The sequence below is a fragment of the Joostella atrarenae genome (assembly GCF_021764745.1).
GTDB classification, from domain to species: domain Bacteria; phylum Bacteroidota; class Bacteroidia; order Flavobacteriales; family Flavobacteriaceae; genus Galbibacter; species Galbibacter atrarenae.
In genome coordinates this window covers 730,550-746,944 of record NZ_JAETXX010000001.1, presented here as the reverse complement: position 1 = coordinate 746,944, position 16,395 = coordinate 730,550, and the positions used below count along the sequence as shown (strand labels likewise).

The 16,395-nt window shown below is 34.0% G+C and carries 15 protein-coding genes; 6 read left to right on the top strand and 9 right to left on the bottom strand.

The genetic code is table 11. The annotated features are described in order from the left end of the window. Window positions 1-40: 40 nt before the first annotated feature. Entirely contained in the window at window positions 41-1,195 is a 1,155-nt protein-coding gene (locus tag JM658_RS03255) for a cystathionine gamma-synthase (RefSeq protein WP_236957793.1), read from the bottom strand. Between the two features lie 199 nt (window positions 1,196-1,394). Here JM658_RS03255 and JM658_RS03250 point away from each other — a divergent pair, with 199 nt between their 5' ends. Next, window positions 1,395-2,150 (top strand): DUF3298 and DUF4163 domain-containing protein, encoded by a 756-nt coding sequence (locus JM658_RS03250; RefSeq protein WP_236957792.1) that lies wholly within the window; start codon window positions 1,395-1,397, stop codon window positions 2,148-2,150. Here the strand turns inward: JM658_RS03250 and JM658_RS03245 are convergent. Then, on the bottom strand, window positions 2,119-2,583 hold the full coding sequence (locus tag JM658_RS03245; protein ID WP_236957791.1) for a DinB family protein: 465 nt from the start codon (window positions 2,581-2,583) through the stop codon (window positions 2,119-2,121). The two genes, JM658_RS03250 and JM658_RS03245, sit on opposite strands and share 32 nt — an antisense overlap. Window positions 2,584-2,745: 162 nt before the next feature. Here JM658_RS03245 and JM658_RS03240 point away from each other — a divergent pair, with 162 nt between their 5' ends. Further along, the gene (locus JM658_RS03240) at window positions 2,746-3,099 is read left to right on the top strand and encodes an arsenate reductase family protein (protein ID WP_236957790.1); all 354 of its coding nucleotides are present in this window, start codon (window positions 2,746-2,748) and stop codon (window positions 3,097-3,099) included. Beyond that, entirely contained in the window at window positions 3,092-4,006 is a 915-nt protein-coding gene (locus JM658_RS03235) for a DMT family transporter (RefSeq protein WP_236957789.1), read from the top strand. Before JM658_RS03240 ends, JM658_RS03235 begins: the two co-directional genes overlap by 8 nt. Window positions 4,007-4,080: 74 nt before the next feature. Here JM658_RS03235 and JM658_RS03230 read toward each other — a convergent pair whose 3' ends face one another. Next, window positions 4,081-4,560: an acyl-CoA thioesterase gene (locus tag JM658_RS03230; RefSeq protein WP_236957788.1), complete on the bottom strand. Its 480-nt coding sequence runs from the start codon at window positions 4,558-4,560 to the stop codon at window positions 4,081-4,083. 198 nt (window positions 4,561-4,758) lie between these two features. Between JM658_RS03230 and JM658_RS03225 the strand changes: the two genes are divergently transcribed. From JM658_RS03225 to JM658_RS03215, 3 genes are all read left to right on the top strand, one after another. Continuing rightward, a complete protein-coding gene (locus JM658_RS03225) occupies window positions 4,759-5,721 on the top strand; it encodes a YheT family hydrolase (RefSeq protein ID WP_236957787.1) in 963 nt (320 codons plus the stop codon). Between the two features lie 86 nt (window positions 5,722-5,807). Further along, the gene (gene azu / locus JM658_RS03220) at window positions 5,808-6,326 is read left to right on the top strand and encodes an azurin (protein ID WP_236957786.1); all 519 of its coding nucleotides are present in this window, start codon (window positions 5,808-5,810) and stop codon (window positions 6,324-6,326) included. 13 nt (window positions 6,327-6,339) lie between these two features. Further along, the gene (locus tag JM658_RS03215; RefSeq protein ID WP_236957785.1) at window positions 6,340-7,224 is read left to right on the top strand and encodes a 3-keto-disaccharide hydrolase; all 885 of its coding nucleotides are present in this window, start codon (window positions 6,340-6,342) and stop codon (window positions 7,222-7,224) included. Between the two features lie 9 nt (window positions 7,225-7,233). On the opposite strand, the gene JM658_RS03210 is transcribed toward JM658_RS03215, so the two are convergent. The 6 genes from JM658_RS03210 to JM658_RS03185 all read right to left on the bottom strand — a co-directional run bounded on the left by JM658_RS03210 (window position 7,234) and on the right by JM658_RS03185 (window position 16,346). After that, the gene (locus JM658_RS03210) at window positions 7,234-9,000 is read right to left on the bottom strand and encodes an alpha-L-fucosidase (protein ID WP_236957784.1); all 1,767 of its coding nucleotides are present in this window, start codon (window positions 8,998-9,000) and stop codon (window positions 7,234-7,236) included. Between the two features lie 331 nt (window positions 9,001-9,331). After that, entirely contained in the window at window positions 9,332-10,027 is a 696-nt protein-coding gene (locus JM658_RS03205; protein WP_236957783.1) for a Bax inhibitor-1/YccA family protein, read from the bottom strand. 100 nt (window positions 10,028-10,127) lie between these two features. After that, window positions 10,128-11,528, bottom strand: coding sequence for an efflux transporter outer membrane subunit (locus JM658_RS03200; protein WP_236957782.1), 1,401 nt, complete (start codon window positions 11,526-11,528; stop codon window positions 10,128-10,130). Between the two features lies 1 nt (window position 11,529). Next, window positions 11,530-14,679, bottom strand: coding sequence for an efflux RND transporter permease subunit (locus tag JM658_RS03195; protein ID WP_236957781.1), 3,150 nt, complete (start codon window positions 14,677-14,679; stop codon window positions 11,530-11,532). 18 nt (window positions 14,680-14,697) lie between these two features. After that, window positions 14,698-15,828 carry an efflux RND transporter periplasmic adaptor subunit gene (locus JM658_RS03190; protein WP_236957780.1) on the bottom strand — a complete coding sequence of 377 codons (1,131 nt, stop codon included), beginning with the start codon at window positions 15,826-15,828 and terminating at the stop codon, window positions 14,698-14,700. Beyond that, window positions 15,828-16,346 (bottom strand): GbsR/MarR family transcriptional regulator, encoded by a 519-nt coding sequence (locus JM658_RS03185; protein WP_236957779.1) that lies wholly within the window; start codon window positions 16,344-16,346, stop codon window positions 15,828-15,830. Before JM658_RS03185 ends, JM658_RS03190 begins: the two co-directional genes overlap by 1 nt. Between the last annotated feature and the right edge of the window lie 49 nt (window positions 16,347-16,395).

The following is a 16,395-nucleotide window of genomic DNA, read 5'->3' as shown; positions in this document are numbered from 1 at the left end:
TGCTAGTTTTTTTAAAAATCATCAATTTCAAACGTTTTCGCTATCCAATTGCTTGACTTAAATCCTCTATTAAGTCATTTTCATCTTCTATTCCTACACTCAATCTAATAAGCGCATCTACAATACCCGTTTTTTCTCGTTCTTCTTTAGGGATTGAAGCATGCGTCATACTCGCAGGATGCCCTGCTAACGATTCAACACCTCCTAAAGACTCTGCTAATGTGAAAACCTTAAGATTCTCCACTATTTTAATAGCCTCCTCATAATTATTTCCTTTTGTAACAAAAGAAATCATTCCTCCATAGCCATTCATTTGCTGTTTAGCTATTTCATGATTAGGATGCGACTCAAAACCTGGCCAATAAACCTTTTCAATTTTTGGATGACTCGCTAGATATTTTGCAACTGCCGCTCCATTTTCACAATGGCGTTGCATTCGAACATGTAATGTTTTAATTCCTCTTAAAACAAGAAAACTATCCATCGGGCCGGCAACCGCTCCACTTGCATTTTGTATAAAATATAATTTATCTGCAAGTTCCTTGTCTTTAACAACTAAAGCTCCGATCACCACATCGCTATGTCCTCCTAAATATTTTGTAGCTGAATGCATAACAATATCTGCACCCAAATTTATAGGCTGCTGTAAATAGGGAGTCGCAAAAGTATTATCTACTCCCAACAGCACCTTATGTTTTTTTGCGATCTTAGAAACCGCCTCGATATCTATAATATTCATCATTGGGTTGGTTGGTGTTTCTACCCAAATAATCTTAGTGTTTTTATTTATATGTTTTTCAATTTCTGAAGGATTCTCCATATTTACAAAATGGAATTTGATTCCAAAACCTTCAAAAATCTTACTAAACAACCTATAACTCCCACCATACAAATCACTTGTAGAAATCACTTCATCGCCAGGCTTTAATAGCTTCATAACAGCATCAATAGCAGCCAAACCACTTGCAAAAGCCAGTCCGTAGTTACCATTTTCTATGCTAGCCAAGCTTTTTTCTAAAGCAGTACGTGTAGGATTAGCACTCCTAGAATACTCGTATCCTTTGTGACCACCTGGTGTGCTTTGTGCATAAGTGGATGTTTGATAAATTGGAGGCATTACGGAACCGTATGCTTTATCTGGCTCTTGACCTCCATGAATTGTTTTAGAATTAAAACGTAAATTATCTTTACTCATATCTGACGAAATTACATAACACTCTCAAAACAATCATTTTAATAATTTATAGAACCCCAACTTTCATATTAAAGCCGAAACAATAAAAGCAACTTTAAATTCATAAAATGTAGCAGTGTTACCCTAACAAAAATATCGTTTACTTTTGGTGATTGCAAAGAACAACGTACCTTTATCCTTTATTTAACAGCTATTTTTTATGAAGAATTTTTTTGCAATCGGAATTGTTATTTCTATCCTTTTTATAGGATGTGAAAAGAAGGAAACTCTTAGTTTTGTGAATCATAATATCATAAATGATACCTGTGAAAATTGTGCGAAAGTAGTTATCAATACTCCACAAGCACAACCGGAAAGTCCTATTGCAACTTCTATAAATCAAGAGGTCGATAAATTTATTATCAGTATTCTTAATTATTCTGAAGAACGAACAACAGATTCTTTAGAAACAGCTATTGGAATTTTTAAAAATGACTACAAAAAATTAAAAGAGAGATTTCCAGAAGATATTATTCCATGGGAAGCTACTATAAATGGAGAAATAGCTTTTGAAAACGAGAAATTTACTTCCATAAAAATAGACAGTTATGTTTTTACGGGTGGCGCACATGGATACGGGAGCGTTAGCTACTTAAATTTTGATAATGCTACAGGGAATATTATTCCTTCTGAAGGACTTTTTAAAGATGAAGAAGCATTTATAGATTACGCGGAAGAAACTTTTAGAAATCAAGAAAAAATAGAATCCGATGCCAATATTAATAGCACCGGATTTATGTTTGAAGATGATAATTTTCATTTACCAAATAGCATTGGATTCAACGAAAAGGGCATCATATTAATTTACAACCCGTATGAAATATCTGCCTATGCAGATGGACTTACTAAAATTGAAATTCCTTTTGAAAAAGCTAATGAATTTATTAAGCCTGAATGGCACGAAGCAACGCATTAATAAAACCTGTATGCAGCCCTTCATGATAATTATTAAAAGCTATAGCGTCTTCAATACTATTTAAAGTAATCCCCGCACTGGTTGGGTAGCTATTAAAAGAAGTAACTTTTTTATAATCTTCCTTTATCCTTTTGATATTTAGCACAAGTTCTTCTTTAAACTTATTAAAATCTTCTAGAGAAACTGGCTTGCTTGGATCTGGAGCTGTCCCTTTACGATAACTATTAACCACTTCTTCACTAACATACATTTCTTTTCCGGCTAACTTATAACACAGAAGTTGCTGTGTTACTAGCAGATGTATTACATTCCAAGCTATATTATTTTTAAACCCCTCAGGGATTTTATTGATTTGTTCTTCTGAAAGGTTTTCCGTTTTTTTCAATACGGCTTCTCTACTTTTCTCCAAGATATTAAACTGGTAATCGATCATTATTATAGTGTTTTTAATTCTAACCGATAAAATTACATATTTACATGTAAGAACTCATTATAAAAAGTCACATAATTAATAACATATACTATGATATAAATACCACAAAAAGAAGGCTAAAGTGTCTTATAAACTTTAAATTTGCCGTTTAAATTTTAGCTCATGAAAAAGATATACTACCTAAGCACTTGTGACACATGTAAAAGAATCATTGAAGAACTAAACCTACCTTCAGATTTCATTTTTCAAGACATAAAAAAAGAAAGCATTACAAAGGAGCAAATTGAAGAAATGAAAGCTTTAGCTGAGTCATACGAATCTTTATTCAGTAAAAGAGCACGCCTTTATAAAGAGCGAGATTTAAAAAATAAAGAACTCAGTGAAAACGACTACAAAGAGCTTATTTTAGAACACTATACATTCTTAAAAAGACCAGTTATAATTATTGGGGATTCTATTTTTATAGGAAACAGTAAAAAAATTGTTGAATCCGCAAAACAAGCTGTTCATGGATAAAAGAGTTTTAGCGCTGTTAGCAGCCTTTGGCGCAAGTGTTATTTATGGAATAAACCACACTGTTGCTAAAGATGTAATGCCAACTTATATTGAGCCTTTTGGGTTCATATTTTTAAGAGTAACGGGTGCGGCTGTCTTATTTTGGCTCATTAGTCTTTTTGGCCCGAAAGAAAAAATAGCCCGAGAAGATTGGCCACGACTTATAGGAAGTGCTATTTTCGGAATGGTTATCAATATGCTTATGTTTTTCAAAGGTCTTAGCCTTTCTTCGCCTGTAAACAGCTCTGTAATATCCACAATTACACCAATTTTTGTATTTGTACTTTCCGCTTTGATTATAAAGGAACGTATTACTCCTATTAGAATTTTTGGAGTTTTATTAGGTCTAACCGGAGCCCTTGGCTTGGTGCTAGCAGGAGGAGAAATGCAACAAGGAGCTCCAGACATTGCATTGGGTAATATTATGGTTCTTATAAATGCTATTTCGTACGGTATTTATTTAATTTTGGTTAAACCACTCACAGCAAAATATCATGCCTTTACAATTATGAAGTGGCTGTTTCTAATTGCAATTTTTATTAATTTACCGTTTACAATTTCAGAATTCACAGCAGTAGAATGGAGTTCTCTCCCATTCGATGCTATTTGGAGAATGGCTTTTGTTGTACTTGGAACCACATTTTCTACTTACATTTTAAACATCTACGCATTAAAACAATTAAAAGCATCGACTATTGGAGCTTTTGTATACCTACAACCGCTTATCGGGATAGCTTTTGCTGTTTTAGTAGGCGCTGATAAAATTAGCACTGTTAGAATTGTTGCTGCTATCTTAGTATTTATAGGTGTCTATTTAGTAACTAAAACTAAAAAGCAAGTACCTAAGATAGAAAGCAAGCCTGTATAAAAAAAGAACTCCCTCGCAGCATATACCGCGAGGGAGTCAAACAAAAAAATTCGTCTTTCAACGATCTATTTTCATTAAGCTTCTAAATCGACTGGCTTTTTAGCATGTTTACGAGTATCCTCTTTGGTAAGTACTCTAAAGTCTTTAGCACGCTCTATCTTATCAAAAAGATGAACAGCCTCTTCTGGAAGCCCTATTAGTTTTCTAGATCCTAAATCAATCCAAGCACCCATTATTTCACAATGTGCTACGTTACGACCTTTATAATCATAGTAATTATGATGAAATTCAAAGAACATTCCATCTTCACTAAGTCCTTTTAACTCTAGAGAAACTGTTACTGGTTTCCCTGAGAATACTTCTTTAAAATAATAAATGTGTTCATAAAAAACTACGGGACCGATATTTAGCTTTGCCAACAAACGTTGATCAAAACCATTTTCTATTAAAAAAGACATTCTTGTATGAGCTGCAAATTCTATGTATGCCTTATTTGCTAAATGTCTATTTGCATCTAAATCGTTCCAACGTATTTCAAATTCCTTTTTGTACATATATAAATTTTAATTCATTCTAACATCAGAAGTAAAACATCTCCCACATAGATTGTTCTATTTTATACTTAAATAGACAGCACTAGCGATTATTATATCTAATTATTTTCTTAGTTTTAACCTTCCCTGAAAAACAAATTTACAAACTATTATTATGCGCGCATAATATTTAACGCTTAAGGAAAATATATTTCTAATATGCCTATTATTGAATCTCATTACAATCCACCTCATTTATTTAAAAACGGTCATTTTGCAACTATCTATTCTGGAAAAATAAGAAAGGTAATTGGCGTAGAACAGAAACGTGTTGAACTTACTACACGCGACAATGATTTTATCGATTTAGATTGGAGTTATTCAAAAGTAAAAACAACTAAGCTTTTAATTATTTTACATGGATTGGAAGGTAATGCACAAAGGCCTTACGTTACAGGAAGCGCAAAATTATTTAACAACAACGACTTTGATGTTGTTTCGGTAAACTATAGAAGTTGTAGCGGGCGAACAAATAATAATTTTAGATCCTACCATTCTGGAGATTCTGATGAATTGGAATGGATTATAAATCACATTCTAAAAACAACTAATTATAAAGATATTATTTTAAAAGGATTTAGCCTTGGTGGAAATCTAGTTTTAAAATATTTAGGCCAGCACGACACACCTTCACAAATTAAAGCAGCAATTGCAATTTCTGCTCCTTGTGATTTATATGGATCCATGCTAGAGATTCATAAGAAGAAAAATTATTTGTATGCCCTTCGCTTTAAAAAGTCACTAATTCAGAAATTAAAAGAAAAGCAAAAAATATTTCCAGATAAAGTAACAGATCAAACTATAAAAAGCATAATCACTCTAAAAGATTTTGATGACATATACACTTCAAAAGCACATGGATTTTTAGATGCTTTAGACTATTACAAACAAAGTAGCTCTCTACAATATCTAGAGACTATTACAACACCAACATTACTTATAAATGCTGAAAACGACTCCTTTCTTTCTGAAAGTTGCTTCCCAAGAGAAAAGGCAAAAAAAAATAGGCATCTTTTTCTTGAAACCCCTAAGTATGGAGGACATGTGGGGTTTTATGACACAAACAATATTTATTATAATGAAAAGAGAGCGCTTCAATTTGCATCAGATTTTACAGACTAAAAAGCTACCTATTTTCTACACAATGAATTCCACAAAAGAATCTGAAATGATTATCTTAGCAGTTAACTAAAAAAATAACAACAACAATGAAACTGTACAGTAAAATAGCTGCGTGTCTTTTTTCATTAGCCATTATAAGTTGTGGTGACGGGAAGAAAGAGAAAAAAGAAGAAAAATTTCAATATGAACAAGATCAGTCGTCTTCTAAAGAGAGCTCTGATGCTAAAGAATCACAAAACACTGTGGTTATTACAGCAAACGACATGATGAAATTCAATAAAAAAGAAATTAGAGTAAAAGCTGGTGAAAAAGTAACTATCACTTTAAAGCACGTTGGTAAGCTTGACAAAAGTGTAATGGGTCATAATCTTGTGATTCTAAAAGCAGGTACTGATCTTATAGAATTTGCTACCAAAGCTACTGGAGCATCAGAAAGTGAATACATCCCTGAAGGAACAGATGCTGTTATTGCACACACAAAATTGATTGGTGGTGGAGAAAGTGACACTATAGAATTTGAAGCTCCAGCTGCTGGAACTTATGATTTCTTATGTAGTTTCCCAGGACACTTTGCTGCTATGCAAGGTAAATTTATTGTAGAATAATTTATTTTTTAAGATGAAGATATATCAGTTTATAGTATTGGCAGGACTAATTTTTACGATTGGTTGTAAAAACAATGAAGAGAAAAAAGAAACACCAACATTAAAAACTGATACAGCAGTCCAGCTAGAATGGGAGCAGCTATTTAATGGCGAAGACCTTTCTGGCTGGATTCCTAAAATTAGACATCATGAGGTTGGCGAAAATTATGCCAACACATTTTCCGTGAAAGATGGATACATTACCGTTAATTATGATGGTTATAATGATGTTTTCAATAAACAATATGGTCATTTATTCTACGACAAGTCTTTTTCGGCATATTTCCTTGCTATTGAATACCGATTTATAGACAAACAAATTGCAGACGGTGAAGGATGGGCTTGGAGAAATAGCGGCGCTATGTTACATGGCCAAGACCCAAGAACAATGCTGAAAGATCAAGATTTTCCAATTAGTATTGAAGGGCAATTTTTAGGAGGAGACGGCACTAACGAAAGACACACGTTGAACTTATGCACTCCAGGAACAAATGTTGTCTTAAACGATTCATTATTTACCCCACATTGTACAAACTCTGATTCTAAAACTTATCATGGCGATCAATGGGTTCGTGGTACATTTTTAGTTTTAAAAGACTCCATTGTAAAGCATATTATAGACGGAAAAACTGTTCTTGAATATACAAATCCTCAAATTGGAGATGCTGGGGTTAAAGATTTTGATCCAGCCGTTAAACAAGACGGAAAAGCGCTAACAGAAGGCTTTATATCTATACAAAGTGAAAGTCACCCTGTACAGTTCCGAAAAGTTGAAATCATCGATTTAGATCCTATCTATAGCAACAAAGAAAAACTAAACGCAACGATTGATGCTATTTTAAAAGAAGAGAAAAGCTGATTATAAACCTTAAAATTCAATCGGCTCAAGATATAACCCTTCTAAGCTAGCTGAAGAAGTATCACCTTCCATCAATCTTACTTTTAGCTCATATACGCCAGCTTTATCAAATTTTATCCACCCCATCGGGAAGTTTGTATAAATACTAGAGGAACCTTGCTCGTTTTGAACGACTTCACCATGAGAAGATTCGATTTTCCAAACCATACGTCCATTTCCAGCATAGCGTAGTTCTGTTTGATAATATCCTGGTTGATTTACATTTACTTCCCAAGAAATATAGCTCTCTTTTTTAATCCAATTATGTGCTTGCGTAACATGCTTCCATTCTCCAAATTTTTCCATCCATCGTTTCCCTTCAATAGTAACATTATTTTCATTAGCTATCTCTACAGGTAATTCAGTTTTGTAAACTGGGTCAACTACAAGTTTGTCATCTACTTTTATTTGTCCTTTTACCTCTAAAGTAACTACATTTATAAGTTTCTCTGGCTTTTGAAACGGTAAATTCACTGTAGTCCACTTATTTTCTTGATTATATGCTACTGAAAGTGTTTCATCTTCTCCCTGCAACTTAGCACCTACTATTTTATTCTCTAGTCCGTAAAATTCTAATTTTCCATTTTCTGGCCAATCAAAAATACATAACTGAATAGTATTGCTATGTACTGTTACCTCTCCCCAAGAAAATGCTTTTTTCCAAGGAGAAGGTCTTGCTCCATAAATAACACTAGGATGCCTTTTTATCCAAGATCCAGAACTCTCTAAACTAGCTTTTACAGCTTTAGGGATAGAACCATCTCCTTTGGGACCTATATTCAACATATATGTTCCTCCTCTAGCAATAGTAGAAATTGTATTAATTAAAATTTGCTTAGGTGTTTTCCAATTTTTATCATACCATGTGTAGCCCCAACTATCATTCGTTACATCTACAGATTCCCATAATCCATCTACATTGAGTACTGGAATATGCATGTCTCCAAATGTATTATAATCTCCTAATCCATGTCCTACCCTTCCAGAAACTAAAGCGTTGGGTTGATTTTTCTTAACTTCTGCAATAAGCTTCTCTACATACTTCCTTTCCATCTGTCCAGGCGTATCAAACCAAAGCAAAGTTAAATCTCCATAGTTTTGGGTGATTTCTCGAACTTGAGGCAAACATTTATTTTCAAAGTAATATCCAAAATCTACAGGATTCCCTTGACTATCTTTAGTAGGACCTCCTTTCCCTCCAGGAAATGTCCAGTCTAAATATTGTGCATAATAAAAGCCGAAACCGAGTCCTTCTCGTTCGCAAGCTTCTTGTAAAGCTTTCATCGGGTCTTTTCCGTATGGCGTAGCTTTAACAATATTAAAATCGCTTACTTTAGAATCATACATAGCAAAACCATCGATATGTTTGGCAGTGATTATAATATATTTCATCCCTGCATCTTTTGCGAGTTTTACAATTTCGTCAGGATTAAAATTTTCTGGATTAAATTTACTTGCTTGCTTTTTATAAACATCAACAGGAATGCCTGCTCGTCTCTTATCCATTAAAAATTCTGAAATTCCATAATAAGTAGTGTCCTGCCATACCCCAGCTAATTCCGAATAAATACCCCAGTGAATAAACATAGCGTAATTCCCTTCAGAAAAAAGCGTTTTTTTATCTACGGTATTATTATTTAATCCACCCCACAGTTCGTCCATCTCCTTTTCTTGTGCGTTCCCTAAAGCAACTCCACAAAATACAAGACAACACAATATATACAACACTCTATTCATAATAATTCGGTTTCAATTTATTGAAGAATTTTAATAACTCAGATACATCAGTAGTTCTAATTCAAGCATTTTATTAAATCAACACTATCATTCAAGATTAAAACAAGTAAATAGTGAATATCAATTTGCAAAAATATCGCTGTTTATATATCTCATTTTATACCGCAGAATGCTTATAGTAAGCAATCACAATAATTTTACTGATTGCAAACTACATTAATAACAGAGTTTTTTCTACACAAGAAATAACAAAGAATGATACTTTTTTATCATCAATAATTTGAAGAATATTTCAATTTAAGAAAGAAAAGAAACGCACAACCCATAAAGGTTATTTCCTTCTTCCAAAAATTCTCAGCAAGAATAGAAATAGGTTTATAAAGTCTAGGTAAAGTGTTAAAGCTCCCATAACAGCTTCTTTTGTATCTTCTTCTGTTCCCTCATTCCCAATGATATTCATTCGTTTTATCTTCTGAGTATCATAAGCAGTTAACGCTACAAAAATTAAAACACCTGCATACGTCACAATCCAATACAACATTTCATTCTGGAAAAAGAAATTGACAATTGAGGCTATTATAATCCCAATTAAGCCCATAAAAGCTATATTCCCTACTGAAGTTAGGTCGGTTTTAGTATAATATCCATAAACACTCATAGCTCCAAAGGTTCCTGCAGTAATATAAAAAGTAGTAGCTATAGACTCTGATGTAAAAGCAAGAAAGATAACAGAAAACGTTAATCCGTTTAATATAGCATACCCTATAAACACAGCGATTGCAGTACTTGCACTTATCCTATTAATTGCAGCGCTTAAATAGGCAACAGCAGCAAATTCTGCAATAAGCAATCCGTAGAAATATAATTTATTACTAAAAATAACATTGACAATTTCTTCTGTATTAGCAACCCAAGCTGCTATTAAACCTGTTATAATCAAAGCTCCAGACATCCATCCGTATACTTTAGTCATAAATCGGGCTTGCTCTGCTTTTATTTGTTCTTGTGAAAGTTGATTAATATTCATGAGTTGAGTTTAAAAACTCTAATTAACACCTTTTAATTATTAAAAACAAAAAGCCCTTACAATAAGTAAGGGCACAATGTCTATATATTTTATGAAAGTCTTATTGCCAACCGCCTCCTAAGGCTTGATATAGAGTGACAATAGAGTTTAAACGGTAATACTTATTCTGAACCAATAATAATTCAGAATTTAATGAATTCTCTCTAGCTGTAAGCACCTCAAGGTAGTTAACTAAACCTTGATTTAACAGCTCTTCTGAATATTGTGTAGCTAAATTATAAGCTTCATATTCTTTTTGTCTGACTTCAATTTTCCCTGTAGCGGCATCATAATCATACAATGCATCAGACACCTCTCTTCCAGCTACCAGCAGCGTTTTCTTATAATTTAAAAGTGCTTGCTCTTGTTGAGCTTTAGAAACTTCAAATTGTGTACGTATTTTTCTTCCATTCAAAATTGGTTGTGCTAAACCAGCTACCAAAGAATTAAAAATAGAACTCGCATCTATCCAATTATCAAAGTTTAAACTCTGAAAACCAACGCTAGCACCTAAAGTAATAGAGGGATAAAAGCTACTTCTAGCGACATTAGTAAGCTCAAAAGCATTTACCAATCCATATTCCGCTGAAGCTACATCTGGTCTGTTTTGCAATAGCAAATATGGCACCCCTGTTGTTAATTCAGAATCAATTTTTTGGGCATCTAAAACTCCTCTTTCAATAGCATGCGGTGGCTCAGCTAAAAGAATAGAAAAAGAGTTCTCCAATAATTTTATATTGTTCTCAAGATCAATCTTTATAGCCTGCGCAGTATATAATTGCGCTTCCGTTTGCTTAACTCCTACCTCAGTAACTAATCCTGCTTCCTTTAAAGCTTTTGTAGTCTCTAAACTTCCTTTTCTATTTTCAATCGTTTCATTGGTGATTTCTAATTGTTCATCCAAAGAAAGTAATTGATAGTAAGTAGAAGCTATAGCAGCAATTAATTCTGTTTTAACAGCTTTATGCGCTTCTAAGGTTTGTAAATAAGTAGCTTCAAAAGCTCTTTTGTTACTTCGTATTTTCCCCCAGATATCTGCTTCCCAAGAAATATTTGCAGTCAAATCGTACTGCTCATATGGCTCACTAAAAATACTACCAAACTGACTATTCTCTGAGTTTTGCTGACGCGTAACCGTCCCATTAACACCAAGTGTTGGATAATTACCAGCCTTTCCTTGCTTTAAATAAGCCTCCGAAGCAACAATTTGCTGAACTGCCATTCTAATATCTAGATTGTTCTCTAATGCAGTTTCTATATGTTTCTCCAGAATTGGATCTTGAAACAATTCACGCCAAGAAACCATTCCTAAAGAAGTGCTATCCTGAGAAATATTATCAGTTCTATATAAGTTTTCGGTCTCTACTTCAGGCCTTTCGTAATTCTTAGCTACAAAGCAAGACTGCAAAAGCAATGGAATACTAAGACCTAATAAGATTCTATATTTCTTTAAATTCTTCATCTTAATTTGAGTTATCATGAGGTTCTACTGCTACTTTTGGTGCTCCAGAAATACGTTCTTGTAACCATTGAAAGATTACAAACAATATCGGAATAAAAAATACTCCTAAAATGGTACCTATTAACATTCCACCAACAGCTCCTGTACCAATTGATCTATTTCCTGCTGCTCCTACACCACCTGCTAATGCTAACGGCATCAATCCTAAGATAAATGCAAATGAAGTCATTAAAATAGGTCGAAGTCTCGCTTTTGCTCCATGTATAGCTGCTTCAGATAAGCTTTCACCATTTTTACGTCTCTGGAGCGCAAACTCCACAATAAGAATTGCATTCTTCGCCAGTAATCCAATTAACATTATTAATGCAATCTGGAAATATATATTGTTTTCCAATCCTACCACTTTCGTAGTAAAGTAAGCTCCAAAAACCCCTAATGGAAGAGAGAAAATAACAGAGAACGGTAATAAATAACTCTCATATTGTGCTGCTAATAAGAAGTATACAAAGACAATACTTAAAATAAATATTAAAATCGTCTGACTTCCGGCACTCACCTCTTCTCTTGTTAATCCAGAGTAAGCAATATCATAATTTGCTGGTAGCTTAGCAGCTTCTGCTTCTACAACAGCAATAGCATCCCCTGTACTAAATCCTGGATTTGTTGCTCCAGTTACTTTTGATGAGTTAAAAAGATTAAATCTTGTTACAGATTGCGGTCCATATACTCTCTTCAGTTTTACAAACTGTGTAATTGGAGCCATTTCTCCTTCTCCTGTCCTAACATAAAGACCATTAAGAGCATCTTTATTATCTCTATTCTCAGGAAGTGTTTGTAAGTATACACGATACTGCTTTCCAAATCTTGAGAAATCGGATGCATAAATACCTCCTATATACCCCTGTAATGTTGAAAATATAGAGTTTATAGGAACTCCTTTTTCTTTAGCCAATGGAACGTTGATTTCCATTTCGTACTGTGGATATCTTGTATTGAATGACGATTGTCCATATTGTATTTCAGGATGCTGCATTAAGGCAGTCATAAAATCACGATTAGTTTGATCCAGCTCTGTAAAAGCACCTCCTGATTTATCTAAAAGGTTAACCTCAAACCCAGAGGAAACTCCAAATCCAGGTATACTCGGCGGAGCAAAGAAGACAATATTTGCTTCAGGAATAGAAGCCGCCAAACCGAAGAGTTTTTTAGTAAGAGCATCTACAGAAAGAGAATCTTCACCACGTTTCTCCCAATCATCTAATTTTATAAATCCTAATCCGTAGTTACTACCTCTACCTCCTAGTAAACTAAAACCACTAATTACAGATACTCCTTCTACTCCAGGAAGATCTTTGGTTTTTTCATATAATAATCTATTAACTTCTCCTGTTCTATCAATTGAAGAACCTGGAGGCAATTCAACATTGGCAAAAATAATTCCACGGTCTTCACTAGGCACAAAACCTGTAGGTGTTGTTGAAGAAACCCATACAATACCCGCTATAGACGCCAGTAAAGCAACTCCTGTAATCCATTTATGCTTATATAAAAACCCTAGGGATTTACCATAACGCTGAGTTATAGCGTTAAATCCTCTATTAAAACCATCATAAAATCGTTGTAAGAAAGAAGTGTTCTTCTTTTCTTCCTCTGTATGTGTTTTTAGCAATAATGCACATAATGCAGGACTCAAGGTCAATGCATTTACTGCAGAAATCATGATCGCCACAATAAGTGTAATACCGAATTGCTCATAAAATACCCCTGTAGGACCTTGAATAAAGGTTACTGGAATAAATACGGCCGCCATTACTAATGTAATCGAAATAATAGCTCCAGAAATTTCATGCATCGCATCGATGGTTGCAGATTTCGCGGACTCAGAATTTCCTTCCTCAATTTTTGCATGGACGGCCTCGACGACCACAATGGCATCATCGACAACAATACCAATTGCCAGTACTAATGCAAATAACGTTAATAGGTTTATAGAATATCCGAAAACATTCAGGAAAAAGAACGTTCCAATAATCGCCACTGGTACTGCAATTGCAGGAATAAGCGTTGAACGGAAATCTTGTAAGAAGATAAATACAACAATAAAAACCAATATAAAGGCTTCTACTAGCGTATGTACTACTTTTTCAATAGACGCTGTTAAGAAGTCATTCGTATTATATGGAATAAATAGCTCAACTCCTTTTGGAAAAGTAGGTTTTAGATCATCTAATTTCCCTTGAATAGTTTCTATAATCTCTTGTGCATTAGAACCTTTAGTCTGATAAATTGCCATGTTTATACTTGGAAAACCTTTTGTAACAGAATTTGCAGCATAAGATTGCGCATTTAATTCTACATCAGCTACATCCTTAAGTCTTAAATACTGACCATCGCCTAACGCTTTTATTATAATATCCTCATATTGAGTTTCGGTCTTAAAACGTCCACTATATTTAATAACATATGAAAATGCCTCTCCATTATTTTCCCCTAAAGATCCGGCAGCAGCCTCCAAACTTTGTTCGGTCAATGCTGCAACAACATCTGTTGGAATTAGGTTATAAGCAGCTAGCTTCTCTGGCTTTAACCAAAGACGCATTGCATAATCCTGCTGCGAAAACACATTAACGTCTCCAACACCTTTAACACGCTGTAATTCTGGAATTACGTTAATCTTAAGGTAATTCTGTAAATAAGTAGCATCGTAATCTTTATTCGTTGAATAGAATGATATAAACATCAACGAACTTGTTTGCTGCTTTTGTGTAATTACCCCTGTTTGAACCACCTCTTGTGGTAATAAAGAGTTTGCTCTCGAAACTCTATTCTGAACGTTTACAGCGGCAATATCTGGATCTGTATCTTCATCAAAATAAACAGTAATATTAGCTGTTCCAGAGTTTGTAGCTGTTGAAGTGATATAAGTCATCCCTTCCACTCCGTTTATTTGCTCCTCAATCGGAACAATAACACTCTCTAATATTGTTTCTGCACTCGCTCCAGGATAAGTAGCATTTACTTGAACCGTAGCTGGAGCAATATCAGGATACTGTTCTATAGGGAGTGAAATAACCCCTAAAACCCCTAATATTACTAATATAATAGAGATTACTGTAGACAATACAGGTCTCTCAATAAATGTCTTTAGCATATCTTATGTTTTAAGCTTCTAGTTTCTAAATAAAGTTTTTATTGGCTTGACTATACTGTCGTAAGAAACTTCTTGGGGAGCAATAAGCATCCCTTCTCTTAGTTTCCCTACTCCCTTAGCTACAATCACATCTCCTACTTTCACTCCAGATTTCACAACATATAGATTGTCTATCTCATCACTAATTTTTATTACTTCTGATGAAACTTTATTTTCATCATTCACATGATAAACTAACACTTGACCTTGTTGTTCAAATGTAGATTCTTGAGAAATAACAGGTTGATCTTTATATATAGTTGGAATTTTTATTGTCCCACTATTCCCATTGGTTAGCAATGAGTTTGGATTATCAAAAGTCGCTCTAAAACTAACCGTACCAGTATTCTGATTGATTTGCCCTGTTACAGTTTTAATTTTTCCTTTATGTGGATATAAAGCTCCATTTGCTAAAACAAGATCTATCTCAGGGAAATTATCTAGTTTTTCTTGACGAGTATCTCCTTTTGTGTTCTGAATGTAATCAATGTAATCCTCCTCATTCATAGAAAAGTAAGCATAAACCTGCTTAATATCTGAAACCGTTGTTAATGGTGTTTGATCGTTTGGACTCACAAGAGTACCTTGTCTAAAAGGAATAGCACCTACATATCCATCCACAGAACTTTTAACAGTTGCATAACCAATACTAGCATTAATACTACTATAATTACTTTTTGCTTGCTCTAAGTTTGCTTTTGCTGTTTCCAATTGCACTTTACTGATGATCCCTTTCTCTACAAGTGGCTTCAACTTATCTACATTAACCTGCGCCACATTAACGCTAGCCTGTGCAGCTTGTGCGTCTTGACTTAAAGATTCTGTTTCTAGTCTAAACAAAGTCTGTCCCTTACTCACTTTCTCTCCTTCATCTACTAAAACCTCTTTGATGTAACCAGAAACTTTAGCACGCACATCACTATTAAGAACCCCCTCTATGCTTGTTGGGTAGGTCTTATAACCTGTAATTTCTTTACTTTCTACTTTAACAGTAGGAAATGGCATGGCCTTTTGCGCTTGACTTTGATCCTGCTCTTTCTTACCTCCACAACTTAATAAGACTACTGAAAGTCCCATTAATATAATTCTTGAATATAATTTTGAACCCATTATTTATCTTGGTTGACAGTTATTAAATTACTTTTTAATTTATGCAAATTTTCGATCATCCTATCCACAAACTCTATATAGTGTTTGTTATATGATAAATCTTTTCTATTTTCTATTTCACGGTCGATTTTATCGTTTGCTAACAAAACCTTATGACGATAATCGAGCACTTTGATATGTAACTCCTTTTCTTTTTTCCAAGAATTAATTTTATCATCTAAACGGTTCACCATATTATCAAACGAAACTTTAAAATATCTCTTACGATCTCCAGGCTTAGTGTAATATCCAACTCTACCCATAGACTGTAAAAGCTGAAGATTAGTAGAAGCTGAGCTCTTGCTAATCTTTAACTCTTCTAAAATTTCATCGAAGGTAACGCCATCATCTCCCGCTAAAGCTAAATAAGCAAAAATCCTTGAAGACAATGGAGATAATATATCTTGACACTCAAAATACACTCCCATCTCTTCAATAAGCTCTGCCTTTACTTTATTTAATTTTTCATCTATTAACATAGTGCCTAAATAAGAGCGCAAAATTAACTCTAGTTCGGATAATACCGAA

What these genes read in the sequence shown, in the direction of transcription:
- JM658_RS03210 (WP_236957784.1), bottom strand. Translation starts at nt 9,000, where the DNA reads ATGAATAGAGTGTTGTATATATTGTGTTGTCTTGTATTTTGTGGAGTT.
- azu (WP_236957786.1), top strand. Translation starts at nt 5,808, where the DNA reads ATGAAACTGTACAGTAAAATAGCTGCGTGTCTTTTTTCATTAGCCATT.
- JM658_RS03230 (WP_236957788.1), bottom strand. Translation starts at nt 4,560, where the DNA reads ATGTACAAAAAGGAATTTGAAATACGTTGGAACGATTTAGATGCAAAT.
- JM658_RS03215 (WP_236957785.1), top strand. Translation starts at nt 6,340, where the DNA reads ATGAAGATATATCAGTTTATAGTATTGGCAGGACTAATTTTTACGATT.
- JM658_RS03205 (WP_236957783.1), bottom strand. Translation starts at nt 10,027, where the DNA reads ATGAATATTAATCAACTTTCACAAGAACAAATAAAAGCAGAGCAAGCC.
- JM658_RS03255 (WP_236957793.1), bottom strand. Translation starts at nt 1,195, where the DNA reads ATGAGTAAAGATAATTTACGTTTTAATTCTAAAACAATTCATGGAGGT.
- JM658_RS03190 (WP_236957780.1), bottom strand. Translation starts at nt 15,828, where the DNA reads ATGGGTTCAAAATTATATTCAAGAATTATATTAATGGGACTTTCAGTA.
- JM658_RS03185 (WP_236957779.1), bottom strand. Translation starts at nt 16,346, where the DNA reads ATGTTAATAGATGAAAAATTAAATAAAGTAAAGGCAGAGCTTATTGAA.
- JM658_RS03195 (WP_236957781.1), bottom strand. Translation starts at nt 14,679, where the DNA reads ATGCTAAAGACATTTATTGAGAGACCTGTATTGTCTACAGTAATCTCT.
- JM658_RS03225 (WP_236957787.1), top strand. Translation starts at nt 4,759, where the DNA reads ATGCCTATTATTGAATCTCATTACAATCCACCTCATTTATTTAAAAAC.
- JM658_RS03200 (WP_236957782.1), bottom strand. Translation starts at nt 11,528, where the DNA reads ATGAAGAATTTAAAGAAATATAGAATCTTATTAGGTCTTAGTATTCCA.
- JM658_RS03245 (WP_236957791.1), bottom strand. Translation starts at nt 2,583, where the DNA reads ATGATCGATTACCAGTTTAATATCTTGGAGAAAAGTAGAGAAGCCGTA.
- JM658_RS03235 (WP_236957789.1), top strand. Translation starts at nt 3,092, where the DNA reads ATGGATAAAAGAGTTTTAGCGCTGTTAGCAGCCTTTGGCGCAAGTGTT.
- JM658_RS03240 (WP_236957790.1), top strand. Translation starts at nt 2,746, where the DNA reads ATGAAAAAGATATACTACCTAAGCACTTGTGACACATGTAAAAGAATC.
- JM658_RS03250 (WP_236957792.1), top strand. Translation starts at nt 1,395, where the DNA reads ATGAAGAATTTTTTTGCAATCGGAATTGTTATTTCTATCCTTTTTATA.